The following is a 16,173-nucleotide window of genomic DNA, read 5'->3' as shown; positions in this document are numbered from 1 at the left end:
AACATGAACGAAGTCTTCAAAGCCCTGTCTGATCCCACCCGCAGAGAAATTCTGCGGGTGCTGAGAGAAGGTCCCAGAACAGCAGGAGAAATCGCAGAACTGTTTCCTCTGGCCAAAAGCACCCTCTCCGGGCACTTCAATGTGCTCAAAACCGCTGGACTGGTGCGCACCGAAAAAGAAGGCACCACCATCACCTATTTTCTTAATGCCACCGTGATGCAAGACGCCCTGACCCAGATCATGGGTTTCTTCAAAGTGGGAGACGGCCATGAATGAATTCAAAAATGACCTGTGGGCCTGGTTGGTATTTGTGCTGGTCTGGGGTTACATCGTCTACAGCTTTGACAGCCTTCCAGAGCGTGTTCCTGTGCACTACAACTTTCAGAATGTGCCTGACCGGTATGGCAGCCCTGCTGAAGTCTTTGTGATGCTGGTGGTGATGGTGCCCTACTTCCCTCTGCTCCTCATGAATGCCACTGCAATGGGGGTCAAAGGAGAGCAGAACCAGCAGACTTTTGGGCAACTACAGCAATACGCCCGTGTTCTGTTGCTGCTGTTGTGCTCTGGCATTGCGCTTGGACAGGTGCTCACCTGGCAGGGCATTCTCGACACCGATGCCATGACCAGAATGGTGTTCACCATGATTGGGATCTTCCTGATGCTGATGGGGAACATCTCACCAAGGGTCACCCGCAATTATTTCTCGGGTTTCCGCACGGCCTACACCCTCAGAAGCGACCTCGCCTGGTATGACGTGAACCGCAAAGGGGCCTACCTGATGACTTTCTGTGGCCTTCTGGTGCTGGTTCTCACCTGGGTCTTGCCCGGAAACTGGCCAATTTTTGGGCTGCTGGGCAGCGTTGGCCTGCTTTTTGTGGGTGGTGCCCGACTGAACAAACGGGCCAGAGAACTCTGGGAAAAAGACCCCAGGCGCATCCCGCTGGACCAGAAACCCTTCTGACCCCTTTCCTGCTGTAAAGGATGACCACCATGAGCCACCCCGTGGAGCTTTCCGGCTTCAAGCGTTTCCTTCGTCTCTTTGCCCTGGGCTTTGTGGGCATCCTCAGTTACCTCCCAGTGATGATGGGTTCCCTCCAGAAACTGATCCAGCAGTTTCCAGAGCAGACCCCACCTCCTCTGGCCGTGCTGGTTCTGGTCGGCCTCCTGCAATCTGCCCTGATTCTTGCTCTGATGGTTGTGCTGGGACTCTGGCAATCCAGAAACCTCGGCCTCAAATCCAGGGTGCTGGGCGAGGTCAAAACCCCCTTCCTGAAAGATCTTCCAGTGGCATTGGTCGGTGCACTGGGCAGCATTGTGCTGGTGGCTGCGGTGTACCTGACTTTCCGGGGTGCAGCCCAGTCTTTACAGCAGGAGGTCAACCGGGACCTGACCTACACCCTGATGGGCATGCTTTATGGGGGCCTCACCGAAGAACTGCTGATGCGGTTTGGCCTGATGACGGCACTTGCTGCCCTCTTCAGGTGGATGTTCAAAAACACCCCTCTGGCTTTCATTCTGGCCATTGTGGTCTCCAGTGTGCTGTTTGGGGTTCTGCACCTGCCCTATGCTTCAACGCTCACCGCACTCACCCCACAGGTGGTGGCTTTTGTGGTGCTGGGCAACAGCGTGGCTGGACTGGTCTTCGGGACCCTCTTCTGGAAAAGAAACCTGGAAACCGCCATGCTGGCCCACATGGGATTCCATGTGCTGCTCTCCCTGATCACCTGGTCGGGCCTGCTTGCAGGTTGAAGAACGCTGAGATGGGCCGTCTGGCTGCAAGCCCTTTTGTGTGCACGGCCCCATCCAGTTGCTTACGCGAGGATCACGAAACCCGGTTTTCTTCTGTTACACTCTCCTGAGAGACTGCCCGTGGTGGCAGCACAGAGCATCATTTGATTTTCAGGAGGCAATATGGCGCTGCACGAACTGGCTGGCAAACCCGCCCCACACAGCATTCTGGTCAATATTCCCCGTCTGGTGAGCAGTTATTACACGGTCAAACCCGATCCCCAGAACCCTGCCCAGCGGGTGGGTTTCGGCACCAGTGGTCACCGTGGAAGTTCTTTCAATGGCACTTTCAATGAAGACCATATTCTGGCCGTTTCGCAAGCTGTGGCCGAATACCGGGCCCAGAACGGCATCACCGGCCCGCTGTTCATCGGGATGGACAGCCATGCCCTCTCAGAAGCTGCATGGATCACCGCCATGGAAGTGCTGCTGGCCAATGGCGTGAAAGTGCGGGTGGACAAAGGGCGCGGTTACACCCCGACTCCTCTGGTCTCCCACGCCATCCTGAGCCACAACAGGGGCCGCACCGAAGACCTCGCAGATGGCATTGTCATCACCCCCAGCCACAACCCACCCCAGGATGGAGGGTTCAAGTACAACCCCCCATCGGGTGGTCCTGCCGACACCAACATCACAAAAGTGGTGCAGGAACGGGCCAACCAGATTCTGGAAGGTGGACTGAAGGACGTCAAGCGCATCTCTTTTGAAGAAGCGTTCCAGACCGCAGAGCCTTTTGACTTCGTGACCCCTTACGTTGAGCAGCTCAAAGAGGTCATCGACATGGATGCCATCAAGCGTGCTGCAGTGAAAATCGGGGTGGACCCTTTGGGTGGGGCCAGCCTGGAAACCTGGCAGGCCATCCGGGACCACTATGGCCTTGACCTCACAGTGGTCAATGAGCGCATCGATGCCAGCTTCAGCTTCATGACCGTGGACAGGGACGGCAAGATCCGCATGGACTGCTCCAGCCCTTATGCCATGGCCTCCCTGATTGACCTGAAAGACCAGTTCGACATTGCCATTGGCAATGACCCGGATGCAGACCGTCACGGCATCGTGACCCGCGACGGCATCATGAACCCCAACCATTACCTGGCGGTGTGCATCAACTACCTGTACCAGCACCGCAACTGGTCTGATGACATGGGGGTCGGCAAGACCCTGGTGTCGAGCAGCATCATTGATCGGGTGGTACAGTCCCTTGGGAAGAAGCTTGTTGAAGTGCCTGTGGGCTTCAAGTACTTTGTGGATGGCCTGTTGAACGGCACCATTGGCTTTGGGGGAGAAGAGAGCGCCGGAGCTTCCTTCCAGCGTTTCGACGGAACTGCATGGTCCACTGACAAGGACGGCATCATTCTGGGTCTGCTTGCTGCAGAGATTCTCGCCAGAACCGGCAAGAGCCCCTCACAGCACTACCAGGACCTCGAAGGGCGTTTTGGGGCCACGGCCTACTCCCGCATGGATGCAGAGGCCAATGTGGCCCAGAAGAAAGTGCTTTCCAACCTGTCCCCTGAACTGGTCACCGCGACCACCCTGGCAGGTGAACCCATCCTGTCGAAACTGACCCGTGCTCCTGGCAACGATGAACCCATTGGTGGCCTGAAGGTCGTTACCGAAAATGCCTGGTTTGCTGCCCGTCCAAGTGGCACCGAGGACGTGTACAAGATTTACGCCGAGTCCTTCAAGGGACAGGCCCACCTCGAGCAGGTGATGCAGGAGGCCCGTGAAGTGGTCAGCGCTGCCTTCAAAGCCGCTGGATTGTAAATCCACCTGAAGCAGAAAGCCTCCCGGTTCTGGGAGGCTTCTGTTTTTGTGCTGGAGGCCTTAAATTTCGATCACCACTTCAGGGTCGTTTCTGGCAATGCGTTCCAGATACTCCTGCAGGTGTTTGATGGCTTCCGCTTCATTGATGCCCTGCAAACCGCGCTGTTTTCTCAGGGAGTGCACTTTGTTGTCTTTGGTGATGGCAATCAGTTCGATGGCGTTTTCCTTGGGAAAAGCGGCGGCGCGGAAGCCCATCAGGGAATCCACACTGATGTAGTGCATTCCGGTGGTGCTGCTTTCGATCTTGATGAATTTGCCCATGGTCCTCAGTATGCACTTTTTTACAATCGTTTTACATTCCCGGGGATAAACATCTGGAAAATTGCTGTTGCTTTTGCTGCAATCTCAGGTGTCAGGATGCACTTCAGCGAGAATCTGGCGGTAAACCTCCAGGTCATGCTGGCTGAAGCACACGAAAATCACCTGTTCGGGCAGGGCATGGCTTTTAAGGAAATTCTGTGTGGTGGTGAGCGCAATGCGGGTGGCCCTTTCCAGGGGGAAACGGTAGATTCCTGTGCTGATCGCAGGAAAAGCGATGGCTTTCAGGCCATGTTTCTCGGCCAGTTCCAGGCTTTTCTGGTAACAGGAGGCCAGCAGTGCATCTTCGTTGCTGTCTCCGCCCTGCCAGACCGGACCCACCGTGTGGATCACATGCTTTGCAGGAAGCCGGTATCCTGCGGTGATTTTGGCGTCTCCGGTTTTGCAGCCATGCAGCATCCTGCACTCCTGAACAAGCTCAGGTCCTGCGGCCCGGTGAATGGCCCCATCGACCCCTCCACCTCCGAGCAGGCTGGAATTGGCTGCATTGACAATGGCGTCTACAGCAAGTTGTGTGATGTCTCCCTGATGCAAGACGATTCGGTTCATGGGGTCATTTTAAAAGAGCCATTCTGCTGAAACAGGGCATATTTTTGCATTGCTGCAGGACTGGGGTTCCACCTGACCTATTTACAGACCGACTGGTCGGTCTGTAAAGTGAGGTATGGTTGAAGAGAAAAGTTTTCTGTCCCGGCTGGGCACCTCTGCCCCTGAAGTGATGGAGCGCCTGCATCAGGAGATTCGCCGTTTTCAGGACGCCATTGCTGGTGCACAGGACCACTGGCTCACCCCCAGGGAAGAAGGGGCCTGGAGTCCGGCCCAGATTTCCGAGCATGTGATGCTGATTTCCAGAACCATGGCCCACGTGCTGCGTGCCTATCAGGCCCCGGAGTTGCCCCCCTTCCCTAAAACCACAGGAACGTATGTCAATGGCAAGAAGCAAAGTCCTCCTTATGGTCTTCCTGGTGAGGGGAAACCCTGGGCCGATCTCGAACCAGACTGGATCAAGGCGCACATCCGACTGGTGCAGGCCGCAGAAGGCATCCTTGACTGGCAGGACCAGCGCACCGTGCACCACCCGTATTTTGGCGAACTGAACGTGCTGGAATGGCTGCAGGTCGCCACCTTCCACCTGATCCACCACCGCAGGCAGATGACCCGATGAAAAAAGGCGAACAGACCCGCCAGCACATCGTGCAGCATGCTGCGCCCATCTTCAACACCAGAGGGTACTCGGGCACCAGCATTCAGGACGTGCTGCGGGAAACCGGACTGGAGAAAGGGGGCCTGTACAACCACTTCAAAAGCAAAGACGAACTGGCCCTGGAGTCTTTCGATTACGCCGTGCAACTGCTCAGGGAAGCCCACAAAGCCGCCCAGCAGGGAAGGCAGGGCACACTGGACCGCTTGCAAGGCATCTTTGAAGTGACCCTCAGGTCTGCTCAGGGAGAGATTCTGGCGGGAGGCTGTCCCATCCTGAATGTCTCCGTGGAGTCCGATGACACCCATCCCCTCCTCAAGGAAAAAGCCCAGCAGGCCGCCATGAGCCTGCAGAACTTCATTGCCCAGGTGCTTGCTGTGGGGATCAAAAAAGGGGAGATGAAACCCGAACTCGACCCCGAAGCCACCGCCCGGGTGCTGTTCGCCCTGTTCGAGGGAGGCATCCTGCTCACCAAACTCCATGACAATCCGGCCTACCTGCACGATGCCCGCACCCACATGCTGGCCCTCCTCAAGCTGTACCAGCAGGAGGCCTGATGTACCAGAGAGAAGCATTGAGGGATTACGGGCAGACCCCTGCCCAGATCAAAGACAGCTTCTTGCGGGCTGTCGAAGGTTTTGATCAGGTCTTTTCAGAGGTTCCCAGAAACAAACCCTGGCGGGAAGACGGCTGGACCGCCCTGCAGATCCAGGGGCACCTCATCAAGACCCATGAACTCGGAGCCCTGATCCTCAGGGTGCTGGAATCCAACCAGCCCCACCACCGCCTGCTGCATGTGGTGGCCGCTGTCCAGCAACGCATGTCTGCACCCAGGACGATCACCCGACTGCGTGCTCCGAAACTGGTGCAGCTTCAGGCATCGGAAAGCGAACTGGCTGCCCGCTGGACCTCCACCAACCAGATGTTCCTGAAGCAACTTGAAACCTCCTCCCTGAATGGGCCACGCACCTTTCCTCACCTCTACATCGGGGAACTTACAGCGCTTGAATGGGCACAGTTCATGCCCTACCACCTGCACCACCACCTGCCCCAGCTGCTCGCCCTGCAGGAGCCGTGAAATCCAGAGAAGCGTTACAGGCAGGTTTCTCTGGGCAGCGTATACTCCAGATGTGGAAGTCACACCGAACGACCTCAAGAAGGAATTCAGCCAGCGTGGCTTCGAACTGGATGCCCACCTGAAATTCGCCAGTGAACTCACCCAGGCCCACGCAGAAGAGGCCATCAAGGGCTGGACGGGCCTCACCTCCACCTTCTACGGGGAAGCTGACCGCATCCGTGCCGTGCGCCTCACCGGAGACATTGACCGGGACCTCGCCCGTCAGGAACTTCGCAAAGGGCTGGAAAGTGGCCTGCTGCGGGGTGCAGAACTGGGCTTCCGGGCCTTCCTGCGCAGCGAGAGGTCCTTCGAGTTCATGCCCTGGCTGAAAAACCGCGTCCTGAAAACCACCGACCTGGATCTGGTGGACTTTTGGGACGGCATCAAATACATTCTGGAGTGATATGGTTCCCCCGACAGTCACCGTCACGGTCCTGCAGGCTGTGCAGGAAGCTTTCAAACGCGCCGAGAAAACCGGACGCACCCAGCAGATCGAACTGGGCACCGACCTCTACATCCGCATCAACACCGCAGGAGGCCGCAAATTCCTGCTGTTCCAGCTTGAAGGCACCCCCGAGGAAGCCTTCGGTCATGCCCTCGCCCAGGCCCTGGAGTTCAAAAATTATCAGGTGGGCTGGCACCAGGGTGCAACCCTCAAGAGCCTGACGGTGGAGGAGGGGTAAGATCCCCCTGCTTCTCGCATTCGCTCGAAGCTGTCCCCCTTGACAAAGGGGGATTGATGGGCGTCTAGAATGGTTTCCAGTTGAGTTGCCCACCAACCTCCCTTAATAAGGGAGGACCGTTCCGAATGAAATGAGGAACAGGGGGGATCTGACCCCCAGCAACCCCAGCCGACAACACCTCCAGAAAAAATCCCCTCTGGAATGGCCAGAGGGGAGATGCTTTGCTCTTACTCAGGGTTCGAAGCTGTCCTGGAAGGCGTAGCGGTCTCCGCGCACCCAGTAGTTCACGTAGGCAACGCGGGTGGGTCCGCTGTAGGTGGTGCGGCGCAGCAGGAAGGCGGCGGTGCCCACAGGGACACGGAGCAGTTCGGCTTCCTCCTGGCGCAGGTTGACGGCCTCCAGGCTTTGCTCCACGCGGGTGAGGGGGATGCCCAGTTTCTCGACCAGCACCTCGTGGATCGATTCGACGGCGAGGTTGTGCTTTAACAGGTCTCCAGCCATGCGGAAGTTGATGTACCTTTTTTCGATCACCAGCGGTTCATCGCCTGCAGTTCTGAGGCGGTGAATGAAGATGATGGGTTCGCCTGCGGGGATCTGCAGCACCACACCCATTTCGGGGGTGGCATCCAGCACCCGGGCCTGCAGGATGCGGGTGTGGGTTTCTGCACCTCTGGCCCACTCTCTGAAGGGACGAATGCGAAACACGCCCTGACGGAAACGCTTGCCGGTGGGGAAGGTTCCTGCGCCCTGGATGCGGTACACGTAGCCTTCGCGTTCGAGTTCGTCGATGGCACGGCGTGCCGTCATGCGGGAAACGTCAAACTCTTTGGCGAGCAGGGGTTCGCTGGGCAGGGGGATGCCTTCGGGGTAGTAGCTGCTGAGCAGTCGCTCTTTGAGCGTTGCCTTGATCAGGGGGTATTTGGCCACAGGGAACAACCTCCAGGTCGGGGGTGGGGCTAGGGGTTTGCTGCTGATGGACCTTGGGAAACTGCTCGGAAAGCACTTCGATTTCGAGATTCTCGAACACCGGGCCAGGCTTGGTGGACAGTTCCTGAGAAAGTGGGCGAAGGGTTGGGATGCTGTACTGTGATGCCGACACCGTGATGCCTGTACAACGTATACAACTTGTATGGTTATTTTACATACTTCACATGATTTGTGTCAAAGCTACGCAATTGAGACCCTTCTGAGAAAGTGGGGTTTTCGATGAAAAACACAGGGATTTCTCTGAAAATCACCTTTCGTGTAACGCATAAGGTTACGATTTTGCCTGATTTTGCAATGATTTTTGTCCTGTCCGCTTCTGGGAAAAAGACCTTTACCTGAGGCGGATCTGAACAAATGAAACCCCTCCGGCTTTCGGAGGGGTTGAAGTGGGTTTCGATTAGGCCTGAGCGGTAGGAACACGCATGGTCTGCACCTGGACCTGGGCGGCCTGCCCGGCCTGTGCACCAAAGACCCAGGAGAGTTTCAACATCAGGAGCAGGGTTTCGGTGTCTCCCTTTGCCATCAGTTCCTGAACGTACTCCGGCACCCCATCTGGCAGGGGCATGTCCCGCAGGGCTTCAGCGTACTGCGCTCTGAGTTTTTCCATGACTTCGCGGAACTCGGGTGTCATGTAGATATCTTAATACAACCACACTCAAGGAATGTGCTTTTGTAGGGAATGTGGTGAGGCGTTGGCTTTACTGCACGCTGAGGTCCAGCACACTGGCATCTGACAGGATGAAACGGTGCGCCCTGGGGACCCCGGTTTTCCCTTTGATCTGCGCCCGCAAACCCAGCAGGCATTCCTGCAGGCGCACATCCACATGGTCAATCACCACTTCGGCGTCCACCACGCTGTACTCCACCTCTGAGGAGCAGATCCTGCTCTTCTGCCCGATGCTGGTGAAAGGTCCCACGTAGGCATTCTCGATGACCACGTCTTTGCCAATCAGGGCGGGTCCCATGATGATGCTGTTTTTCACCACTGCACCCTGCTCAATGACCACCCGACCGGTGATGCGAGACTCGATCACTTCACCTTCAATTCGGGGTTCCAGGCTCTCAAGGAGCAGGCGGTTGGCATCAATCAGGTCGTAGGGTTTTCCGGTGTCCTTCCACCATCCCTGAACACGTTCCCCAATGACGGTCTGACCAGAGTGGATCAGTTCAGCAATGGCGTCTGTGATCTCGTATTCACCCCGGGCAGAGGGTTTCAGTTGCTCCAGGATGTCCATGATGCCTGGTTTGAAGCAGTAGACCCCTGCCACCGCCAGATTGCTGGGTGGAACTTTGGGTTTTTCGATGAGCTGGGTGATCTGGCCTGCCTCATTGAGCACCGCAACACCGAAGGAACTGGGGTTCTCAACCTCCACCAGGGCAATCACGGCATCTGCCTGGGTCTCCTTGAAGCGTTCCACATAGGTGGAGATGCCATTCCCAAACAGGTTGTCGCCGAGGTACACACAGAAGTCCTCATCTCCCACGAACTCACGGGCCATTTTCACAGCGTGGCCCAGTCCCAGGGTTTCTCCCTGGTGAATGTAAGTGATGTTGACTCCAGGGGTGCCGTTGATGGCCTCTTCAATGTCTTTGCGGGTCAGGCCAGACACAATGATTCCAATGTCTGTGATGCCTGCAGCCATCAGGTTCTCAATGGCAAGCAGGATGATGGGCTTGTTGGCAACTTTAAGCACGGGTTTGGGACGGGTGTACGTCAGGGGACGCAAACGGGTGCCCAGACCGGCAGCAGGAATAATGGCTTTCATTCAGTTCGCTCCTTCAATGCTTCCATTAAAGCATTCTCCAGGGCCTCCGTCAGGTGACCACCATCTCCCCGGTAGGCCAGATGCCCCTGGTCCAGCCAGGCTTCCAGGTCAGCTGCACCTTTCTGGCGCACCACCAGTTCAGGAAAACCTGCTTTTACGGCCTGCTGAAACAGCTGATCCGCCGTGGAAACATGAGCAAACCCCTGCTGATGCAACACCTGACGCAGATGGCCTTCCCGCACCTCCATGGACCCTCCCTGGGCAAAATAACGGCTGAGGCTCAGTGCCCAGTCGCCCCGCGATGTGATGGCTGCCATTTCCTCAAAAGCCTGACTGAGGGCCTCGGGGGTGGGGTCCTGGTAGCTGTTCTCATGGACCACCAGGGCACGGTCCAGACGGGGACGCAGTTTGTGCTCCTCATCTGGAACCCCGATGGTGAGGGCTGCAAAAGGAAAGACCCCTTCAGGGAGCTTCAGCAGTCGGGTGATTTCGGGAAGATTGTTCATGACCCCCCCAATCCAGCAGCCCATGTAACCCAGCATCTCGGCGGCAATCAGCATGTTCTGGGCAGCCATCACAGCATCGCCCACAGCAAAATGCACGGCCACAGCAGGATAATTTCCAGGGGTGTACCCTCGGTGTTTCAGCAGACTTTCCAGACGGTGGATGTCTGCGCAGATCACAAAGCTTTCACTGGCTGTGTTGATGTGGGCATTCCGGGTGAGGTCGGCCATCTGCTGGCGCACATCAGAATCGGTCAGGCGAATGAAGGTGTACATCTGTGCGGTGGCATCGGTGGGCGCACGCTGGGCAGCATAGAGAATGGCATCCAGATGGTCCTCGGGCATGGGCACCGATTTGTATTTGCGGACCGTCCAGTGGTTTCTGAAGAAAGTTTTCACATCAGCAGGGTTCATGACAGCATTTATATCAGGTGTTTTTCCGAGAAAGATAGGACCCTGATTCAAACGGTGTCAAACGGACACCAATTTTCCCTGGAAAACACCATGCTGTACGAGAAGCCACCGACTTGCCTGCACGAGTCCACTCCTGCAAGACCTTCGTGGTTAGAATGTACGCATGGACGTCTTGCAAACCTACAAGTACTACGGCGCCTTCCATGAGGGGCACTTCCTCCTTGCTTCAGGACGGCACTCTCCTTATTTCCTGCAATCCACCACCGTGCTGCAGCACCCTGTGGCTGCAGACCAGCTGGGTGAAAACCTGGGAAACAAGGTGCGCGATGCAGGCTGGCGTCCCGATTTCATCATTGGACCTGCGATGGGCGGAGTGGTCCTGGCTTACGTGACAGCCCGTCCTCTGGGAACCCGCGCCATCTTCGCAGAAAAAGATGGACAGGGAGGCATGAAAATCCGTGAAGCCTTCGGCGAGAACCTCAACAACCAGACCTTTGTGGCGGTGGAAGATGTGATCACCACCGGAGGCAGCGTTCTGAAGGCCGTGCGAGCAGCAGAACAGCTCGGGGCAAAGTGCCTGGGCATCGCCTGCATCATTGACCGCCGCAAGGACACCCAGGAACTGCTGGAAGGTCACAAAGTGGTCTCCCTGACCCAGCTTTACTTCGACACCTACCTCCCTGACAGCCTGCCTGAATGGCTCTCAGCAAGACCCCTGCAGGAAATCTGATTTTCTGTTGACGCACAGAATGGAGCATGGCTTTCATGCTCCATTTTTGTGTTGTGCCACAATACCTCTCATGAGACGCTTCATTGCCCTGTTGATGGCCCTGCTTTTCTCACTGGCCCTCGCCCAGACCCCCGAGGCGCGTCAGGCGGCAGATGCCGGTGTCCGGGACTGGGTGGCCGGAAAGTACCGCATTTCTCCTGCCCAGACCCCAGACACCCGTGACCTGGTGATTCGCATGCTGCGCTTCCAGCAATCCATTCCTGTGGACACCGTTGATCCGAACAAAGGCGAATTTCTGGTGGCACAGAACAACCAGGAAGTGTACGTGTACCCCCTTGAAGGCCGGGTGACCGGGAACGTGCAGGTGCAAGTGGGACAGAACGCAGGCACCTGGACGGTACAGAGTGTCCGCACCACCCTGCGGAATGTGGGCATCCCTTCCTGGTTGAAAGCCCCTGTGTTTTCCTGGATTTTCACAGCCCTGACGGTGGTCATCCTGATTGGGCTTCTGGTGCCCTCACCCATCAGACGGGGATTTGTGCACGCCTGGAAAGTGGCCCTCAGCCGCCCCTACCGGGGATGGTTCTGGGGAACGCAGATCCTGCTGTACGGAAGTTTCATCCTGGGTATTTCCATTGCCTACCAGGACCGCGAATTTGCCCGCGAATTGCAGCTGTACCTGAACTCCACCCTGAGTTCCACCGGAATCCAGCAGTTCATGACAGGCGGGGTGCTGGGCCTGGCCACCGCCATCACCCTGTGGAATTTTGTGAGTGGGACGTTCCTGACCACCTTCCTGCCCGGATTGTTTCTGGGGTTCCCAGCGGTGATCTTCAACCTGTTCCGTTTCACCATCCTGGGCATTGGGCTGTCCCCAGCCCTGATCCCCACCTCCCACTTCATTCCACACATTCCGGTGATCGTGCTGGAGTTGCAGGCCTACATCTTCGTGGCCTCCTTTGCCGTGGTGACCACCGTGCGCATCTTCAGGGAAGGCTTCGGCAAGGCTGTGAAAGACTACCCCCTGGCCCTGCTGGTGGCCTTTGTGTTCCTGCTCCTCGGGAACTGGTACGAGGCCATCGAACTGCTGTATCTGGTGCCCAGAGGCTGACATGCAGATCCTGCTTGTTGTTGCCACAGAAGGAGAAGCCCTGTTTTTTGGTGCCCTGGGCCTCGAAGTTGCCATCAGCGGAATCGGTGCAGTGAATGCCGCCCTCACCACCCTGCAGGTGGCCGGAAGCTCCAGACCGGACCTCATCATCAACGCTGGAATTGCCGGAGCTTTCCCTGGTCAAGGGCTCCAGATCGGAGATGTTGCCCTCTCGAACACCATCACCAGTGCTTCTCTTGGTGCCGAAGACAGGGATGGTGGTTTCTTGAACCTGCAGAAACTGGGATTTCCCCTGCACGGAGACCTCCACAACAGGCTCCCGGCCTGGGAAGGTGCAACAGATCTTGCCCGGCGTCTTGGTCTAAAAGCAGGGGAGATGCTGACCCTGGAAACCGTCACTGGAACCCAGCAGACCCTGGACAAACTGCAGCACCTCTACCCCGCAGCCCTCACCGAAGGCATGGAGGGCGCAGGAGTGGCCCTCGCTGGCCTCAGGTTGGAGGTTCCTGTGCTGGAAGTCCGGGGCATCAGCAACATGGTTGGCCCCAGAGACCGTGAAAGCTGGAACATTCCCCTGGCCCTGAAAGCCTGCAGGTCTGCGCTGGAACGGATGATGGCTGAGGTTTGATCACCCCACAAACAACGGCAACCCAGACCCCCGGATCACCCCGGCCTTTTCCAGTCTGCTGAAGAGCTCACGCACAGCTTTCTCCCCTTCATCCCCAACATCCAGGGAGAATTCATTGACGTACAGGTCGATGTGGGCCTGCATCACGGGGTCACTCATCTCCAGGGCGTGTTGCCTGATGTAGCTTCTGGGCTCTTCAGGGTGGGCATAGGCGTACTCAAGACTGCTGCGCACAGCCTGATTCAGTTCCCTTTGCACTTCGGTGGGCAGGTCACGGCGCACCAGAATGGCCCCCAGAGGCAACGGAAGCCCGGTGTTTTCTTCCCACCATGCCCCGAGGTCCAGGTGTTTTTGCAATCCATGATCTGGATAGGTGAAGCGGCTCTCGTGGATGATCAGACCTGCATCCACCTCTCCAGACTGCACTGCAGGCATGATCTGGTCATAACGCTTGCGGACGACGTTTGCCTCAGGAGCATACAGCTTCAGCAGGCTTTCTGCCGTGGTGAGGGCTCCGGGGGAGGCAATGGTTTTTCCATTCAAGTTGGAAAGGCTTCCTTTTGTGACGATCAGAGGACCCACCCCTCTGCCCAGTGCCCCTCCCGAACGCAGGGCCACATACTGGTCCCGCACTTCGGCATATGCGCGATAACTGATCTTGGTGATCTGGAGTTTGCGACCCAGAGCCCACTGGTTGAGGGTCTCCACGTCTTCCAGCACCTCCTGAACAGGCTCGGTGGTGGAAATGCGCCCGTGGGTCAGGGCATAGAAGATGAAAGTGTCGTTGGGGCAGAAGCTGTATCCAAGCTCAAGCATGGGGCTTATTTTACCCTTCCAGGGGGTCTGCAAACGGGGTTGAAGTTGGGATTGGAGAAGAGGTGCAGGTCAGGAAGGGTGCCGAGGGCCGAGGGCAAGTGGAAAGCTTTTGCATCGGCTCTGGTTGTCGACAGCAAGCTTTAGCCACAGCACTGTAAGCTCTCGGCTCTCGGCTCTCGGCACTGTGCCCTCGGCCCTCGGCTGTCAGAACACCCCTGGTACCTTCACCGGTTCCTGCTGCACAGACAGAGGCAACTCGACCACCACTGTGGTGCCCACCCCCAGCTTGCTTTCCAGGCGGATGTGGCCCTTGTGCTGTTCCACAATCCAGTGGGCGATGGAGAGGCCCAGGCCGCTTCCGCCGGGGTCTTCCTGATCGCGGGTTCTGGAGGGGTCGGCGCGGTAGAAACGGTCGAAGACGCGGGGGAGGTCCTCCTCGGCAATGCCGATTCCGGTGTCCCTGACTTTCAGGATGGCGCGGGAATTGACCTCCACCAGACTGAGGTCCACCTTGCCCCCAGGGAGGGTGTACTTGATGGCGTTGTCGAGCAGGATCACCATCAACTGTTTCAGGCGGTCTGCGTTGCCATCCAGCTCCAGGTCTTCCACCTCGCTGAGGATCAGGTTCTGGCCTTTCAGCAGGTGGTGGGCTTCGCTCCAGGCCTGCATCACCAGGGGTTTGAGGCGCACGGTGTTCAGTCTGAGCTGTGCCCCGGCGTCGCTTCTGGCCAGGGCGAGGAGGTCACTGACCAGACGGCCCAGACGCTGGGCTTCGCGTTGTGCCTCGTCCAGGGCTTCCTGTTTGTCCTCATCGGGCATGCGGGGGTATTTTTTCAGCAGTTCGATGTTGCCCTGAATGGCGGTCAGGGGGGCACGCAGTTCGTGGCTGGCATCGGACACGAAGCGCTTTTGCACTTCGATCATGCCTCTCAGGCGGGCTTCGCTGTCTCGCAGGGCCTGTTCGGTGCGTTTGATTTCGGTGAGGTCCAGCACGAAAGCCGCGTAGTGTTCTTCGCCCTGCACCATGAAACGGGTCGGGCTGACCATCACAGGCACCCGATGCCCATTCTGATGGAAGAATTCCTTCTGGTAGGGCTGCATGCTGCCGTACAGGCTCAGGTGCTCCATCGCTTCTGCTTCGACCCCGTCCCATTCGGGTGGGGTCAGGTCGTTCCAGTTCATGAAGAAGAGTTCTTCGCGGCTGTATCCCGTGATGCGGCAGAAGGCGTCGTTGATGTAGATCAGTTTGCCGTTGGGGCGGCTGAACACCACCCCGGTCAGATTGGATTCGGACAGGCTTCTGAACCGTTCCTCGCTCTGTCTGAGACGGGCATCGGCAATGTGCCTTTCGGTGACATCCTGGAAGAAGACGATCAGGCCTTCCCTGGAAGGGTGTGCCCGCACCTCCATCCACACCTCCTGCTGCGGGAAGTGCATTTCGAAGGCCATCTTCTCATGGGGGTCCAGGGTGCGCTGGTACTGGCTGAATCTGGGGTGTTCCGTGAGCCCTGGAAATTCAGCCCAGAGGTTTTTGCCCATCATTTCAGAACCTGAGCGACCCAGCAGACGTTCAGCAGGCGGGTTCAGGTACACGAATTTGAATTCCCGGTCCACAGCGAAAACCGCATCGGTGATGTTTTCAAGCAGACGCCTGAAACTCTGCCGGGATTCCTGCAGGGCAGAGGCCGTACGAAGCTGATCGGTGACATCCTGAATGCTCACCCCGACATGCAGTTCAGGCAGCGGAACCGGGAAGGTTTTGAGGGTGAGGGTGAGATCTTTCAGGTGCAAAATGGCCTGCTGTTCCTGTCTGGTGTTCAGGGTGCGTTCGCAGGAGGACCTGAAGGTGTACTGTGCCCCGGCATCTCCCCTCAGGGTCACCAACACCTGCTCCAGACGCGGGTTGGTCTCGATGGGGGTGAGGGTCTTGTCCAGCACCCCAAGGCCCACAGGGGCGTGGTAGAGCACGCTGTAGGCGGTGTCCATCACGCCTGGAGGGGTGAGTTTGCTCAGGACCTCCCAGTCGGTGTCACTCAGGCGTCTGGCCCGACACTGCACCCATCTGCCCCCTCCGGGAAGCTGGAGCATCATCGGAAAGCTGACCGGACGGTCCTGTTCCACGGCAAGTTGCCCGGCGGCCAGCAGGGCATGCCAGGACATCAGGTCGGTGTGGGAGAGGATGGTCGGGTTGTCGGCCCACCAGCGCAGCCAGCTGGGGCTGTGCTGCAGGACCTCCTGCCCCCGAAACATCCACAGTTGCCCTTCCGTGTCCATGGGTTCAGCTTAC

20 protein-coding genes are annotated in these 16,173 nt (G+C 57.6%); 12 read left to right on the top strand and 8 right to left on the bottom strand.

Annotated features, from left to right (window positions below; translation table 11 throughout):
• Window positions 1-3 precede the first annotated feature (3 nt).
• From DC3_RS15315 to pgm, 4 genes are all read left to right on the top strand, one after another.
• Window positions 4-276: an autorepressor SdpR family transcription factor gene (locus DC3_RS15315; RefSeq protein ID WP_146885766.1), complete on the top strand. Its 273-nt coding sequence runs from the start codon at window positions 4-6 to the stop codon at window positions 274-276.
• Complete coding sequence (locus DC3_RS15310) at window positions 269-961, top strand: DUF1648 domain-containing protein (protein ID WP_146885765.1); 693 nt, start codon at window positions 269-271, stop codon at window positions 959-961. The genes DC3_RS15315 and DC3_RS15310 overlap by 8 nt, the downstream gene beginning before the upstream one ends.
• 29 nt (window positions 962-990) lie before the next feature.
• Window positions 991-1,749: a CPBP family intramembrane glutamic endopeptidase gene (locus DC3_RS15305; protein WP_186816060.1), complete on the top strand. Its 759-nt coding sequence runs from the start codon at window positions 991-993 to the stop codon at window positions 1,747-1,749.
• Between the two features lie 162 nt (window positions 1,750-1,911).
• Entirely contained in the window at window positions 1,912-3,552 is a 1,641-nt protein-coding gene (gene pgm, locus DC3_RS15300; protein WP_146885761.1) for a phosphoglucomutase (alpha-D-glucose-1,6-bisphosphate-dependent), read from the top strand.
• Window positions 3,553-3,612: 60 nt separating this feature from the next.
• Here the strand turns inward: pgm and DC3_RS15295 are convergent, their stop codons facing one another.
• Both DC3_RS15295 and DC3_RS15290 read right to left on the bottom strand, forming a co-directional pair.
• Window positions 3,613-3,873 (bottom strand): hypothetical protein, encoded by a 261-nt coding sequence (locus tag DC3_RS15295; RefSeq protein WP_146885759.1) that lies wholly within the window; start codon window positions 3,871-3,873, stop codon window positions 3,613-3,615.
• Window positions 3,874-3,957: 84 nt separating this feature from the next.
• Complete coding sequence (locus tag DC3_RS15290; RefSeq protein ID WP_146885757.1) at window positions 3,958-4,479, bottom strand: O-acetyl-ADP-ribose deacetylase; 522 nt, start codon at window positions 4,477-4,479, stop codon at window positions 3,958-3,960.
• Between the two features lie 115 nt (window positions 4,480-4,594).
• Here DC3_RS15290 and DC3_RS15285 point away from each other — a divergent pair, with 115 nt between their 5' ends.
• The 5 genes from DC3_RS15285 to DC3_RS15265 are packed head-to-tail and all read left to right on the top strand — an operon-like array spanning window position 4,595 to window position 6,931.
• Complete coding sequence (locus DC3_RS15285) at window positions 4,595-5,095, top strand: DinB family protein (RefSeq protein WP_146885755.1); 501 nt, start codon at window positions 4,595-4,597, stop codon at window positions 5,093-5,095.
• Window positions 5,092-5,688: a TetR family transcriptional regulator C-terminal domain-containing protein gene (locus DC3_RS15280; protein WP_186816059.1), complete on the top strand. Its 597-nt coding sequence runs from the start codon at window positions 5,092-5,094 to the stop codon at window positions 5,686-5,688. The genes DC3_RS15285 and DC3_RS15280 overlap by 4 nt, the downstream gene beginning before the upstream one ends.
• Entirely contained in the window at window positions 5,688-6,209 is a 522-nt protein-coding gene (locus DC3_RS15275; protein ID WP_146885751.1) for a DinB family protein, read from the top strand. Before DC3_RS15280 ends, DC3_RS15275 begins: the two co-directional genes overlap by 1 nt.
• A 52-nt stretch (window positions 6,210-6,261) precedes the next feature.
• Entirely contained in the window at window positions 6,262-6,651 is a 390-nt protein-coding gene (locus tag DC3_RS15270) for a hypothetical protein (RefSeq protein ID WP_146885750.1), read from the top strand.
• A 1-nt stretch (window position 6,652) separates the two neighbouring features.
• Window positions 6,653-6,931 (top strand): hypothetical protein, encoded by a 279-nt coding sequence (locus tag DC3_RS15265; protein WP_146885748.1) that lies wholly within the window; start codon window positions 6,653-6,655, stop codon window positions 6,929-6,931.
• A 231-nt stretch (window positions 6,932-7,162) separates the two neighbouring features.
• Here the strand turns inward: DC3_RS15265 and DC3_RS15260 are convergent, their stop codons facing one another.
• The 4 genes from DC3_RS15260 to DC3_RS15245 all read right to left on the bottom strand — a co-directional run bounded on the left by DC3_RS15260 (window position 7,163) and on the right by DC3_RS15245 (window position 10,601).
• Window positions 7,163-7,858: a GntR family transcriptional regulator gene (locus DC3_RS15260; protein WP_034341852.1), complete on the bottom strand. Its 696-nt coding sequence runs from the start codon at window positions 7,856-7,858 to the stop codon at window positions 7,163-7,165.
• Between the two features lie 457 nt (window positions 7,859-8,315).
• On the bottom strand, window positions 8,316-8,549 hold the full coding sequence (locus DC3_RS15255) for a DdrH (protein WP_146885746.1): 234 nt from the start codon (window positions 8,547-8,549) through the stop codon (window positions 8,316-8,318).
• A gap of 67 nt (window positions 8,550-8,616) precedes the next feature.
• Window positions 8,617-9,684 (bottom strand): glucose-1-phosphate thymidylyltransferase, encoded by a 1,068-nt coding sequence (locus DC3_RS15250; RefSeq protein ID WP_146885744.1) that lies wholly within the window; start codon window positions 9,682-9,684, stop codon window positions 8,617-8,619.
• Complete coding sequence (locus DC3_RS15245) at window positions 9,681-10,601, bottom strand: nitroreductase family protein (RefSeq protein WP_146885742.1); 921 nt, start codon at window positions 10,599-10,601, stop codon at window positions 9,681-9,683. The genes DC3_RS15250 and DC3_RS15245 overlap by 4 nt, the downstream gene beginning before the upstream one ends.
• A 163-nt stretch (window positions 10,602-10,764) precedes the next feature.
• On the opposite strand from DC3_RS15245, the gene pyrE reads away from it, so the two are divergent.
• The 3 genes from pyrE (at window position 10,765) to mqnB (ending at window position 13,070) form a co-directional block, all read left to right on the top strand.
• Window positions 10,765-11,331, top strand: coding sequence for an orotate phosphoribosyltransferase (gene pyrE, locus DC3_RS15240; protein WP_146885741.1), 567 nt, complete (start codon window positions 10,765-10,767; stop codon window positions 11,329-11,331).
• Window positions 11,332-11,401: 70 nt separating this feature from the next.
• Window positions 11,402-12,442 (top strand): hypothetical protein, encoded by a 1,041-nt coding sequence (locus DC3_RS15235; RefSeq protein ID WP_146885739.1) that lies wholly within the window; start codon window positions 11,402-11,404, stop codon window positions 12,440-12,442.
• A 1-nt stretch (window position 12,443) separates the two neighbouring features.
• The gene (mqnB, locus tag DC3_RS15230) at window positions 12,444-13,070 is read left to right on the top strand and encodes a futalosine hydrolase (RefSeq protein WP_146885738.1); all 627 of its coding nucleotides are present in this window, start codon (window positions 12,444-12,446) and stop codon (window positions 13,068-13,070) included.
• Here the strand turns inward: mqnB and DC3_RS15225 are convergent, their stop codons facing one another.
• Window positions 13,071-13,886 carry a 1,4-dihydroxy-6-naphtoate synthase gene (locus DC3_RS15225; RefSeq protein WP_146885736.1) on the bottom strand — a complete coding sequence of 272 codons (816 nt, stop codon included), beginning with the start codon at window positions 13,884-13,886 and terminating at the stop codon, window positions 13,071-13,073.
• Window positions 13,887-14,090: 204 nt separating this feature from the next.
• Window positions 14,091-16,160: a PAS domain-containing sensor histidine kinase gene (locus tag DC3_RS15220; protein WP_146885734.1), complete on the bottom strand. Its 2,070-nt coding sequence runs from the start codon at window positions 16,158-16,160 to the stop codon at window positions 14,091-14,093.
• Between the last annotated feature and the right edge of the window lie 13 nt (window positions 16,161-16,173).

It is taken from the genome of Deinococcus cellulosilyticus NBRC 106333 = KACC 11606, assembly GCF_007990775.1.
GTDB lineage: Bacteria > Deinococcota > Deinococci > Deinococcales > Deinococcaceae > Deinococcus_C > Deinococcus_C cellulosilyticus.
The sequence above is the reverse complement of the archived record's forward strand: the minus strand, read 5'-3'. Positions and strand labels throughout refer to the sequence as shown.

Coding starts and splice junctions, on each gene's coding strand:
- DC3_RS15315 (WP_146885766.1), top strand. CDS start 4: ATGAACGAAGTCTTCAAAGCCCTGTCTGATCCCACCCGCAGAGAAATT.
- DC3_RS15310 (WP_146885765.1), top strand. CDS start 269: ATGAATGAATTCAAAAATGACCTGTGGGCCTGGTTGGTATTTGTGCTG.
- DC3_RS15305 (WP_186816060.1), top strand. CDS start 991: ATGAGCCACCCCGTGGAGCTTTCCGGCTTCAAGCGTTTCCTTCGTCTC.
- pgm (WP_146885761.1), top strand. CDS start 1,912: ATGGCGCTGCACGAACTGGCTGGCAAACCCGCCCCACACAGCATTCTG.
- DC3_RS15295 (WP_146885759.1), bottom strand. CDS start 3,873: ATGGGCAAATTCATCAAGATCGAAAGCAGCACCACCGGAATGCACTAC.
- DC3_RS15290 (WP_146885757.1), bottom strand. CDS start 4,479: ATGAACCGAATCGTCTTGCATCAGGGAGACATCACACAACTTGCTGTA.
- DC3_RS15285 (WP_146885755.1), top strand. CDS start 4,595: ATGGTTGAAGAGAAAAGTTTTCTGTCCCGGCTGGGCACCTCTGCCCCT.
- DC3_RS15280 (WP_186816059.1), top strand. CDS start 5,092: ATGAAAAAAGGCGAACAGACCCGCCAGCACATCGTGCAGCATGCTGCG.
- DC3_RS15275 (WP_146885751.1), top strand. CDS start 5,688: ATGTACCAGAGAGAAGCATTGAGGGATTACGGGCAGACCCCTGCCCAG.
- DC3_RS15265 (WP_146885748.1), top strand. CDS start 6,653: ATGGTTCCCCCGACAGTCACCGTCACGGTCCTGCAGGCTGTGCAGGAA.
- DC3_RS15255 (WP_146885746.1), bottom strand. CDS start 8,549: ATGACACCCGAGTTCCGCGAAGTCATGGAAAAACTCAGAGCGCAGTAC.
- DC3_RS15250 (WP_146885744.1), bottom strand. CDS start 9,684: ATGAAAGCCATTATTCCTGCTGCCGGTCTGGGCACCCGTTTGCGTCCC.
- DC3_RS15245 (WP_146885742.1), bottom strand. CDS start 10,601: ATGAACCCTGCTGATGTGAAAACTTTCTTCAGAAACCACTGGACGGTC.
- pyrE (WP_146885741.1), top strand. CDS start 10,765: ATGGACGTCTTGCAAACCTACAAGTACTACGGCGCCTTCCATGAGGGG.
- DC3_RS15235 (WP_146885739.1), top strand. CDS start 11,402: ATGAGACGCTTCATTGCCCTGTTGATGGCCCTGCTTTTCTCACTGGCC.
- mqnB (WP_146885738.1), top strand. CDS start 12,444: ATGCAGATCCTGCTTGTTGTTGCCACAGAAGGAGAAGCCCTGTTTTTT.
- DC3_RS15225 (WP_146885736.1), bottom strand. CDS start 13,886: ATGCTTGAGCTTGGATACAGCTTCTGCCCCAACGACACTTTCATCTTC.
- DC3_RS15220 (WP_146885734.1), bottom strand. CDS start 16,160: ATGGACACGGAAGGGCAACTGTGGATGTTTCGGGGGCAGGAGGTCCTG.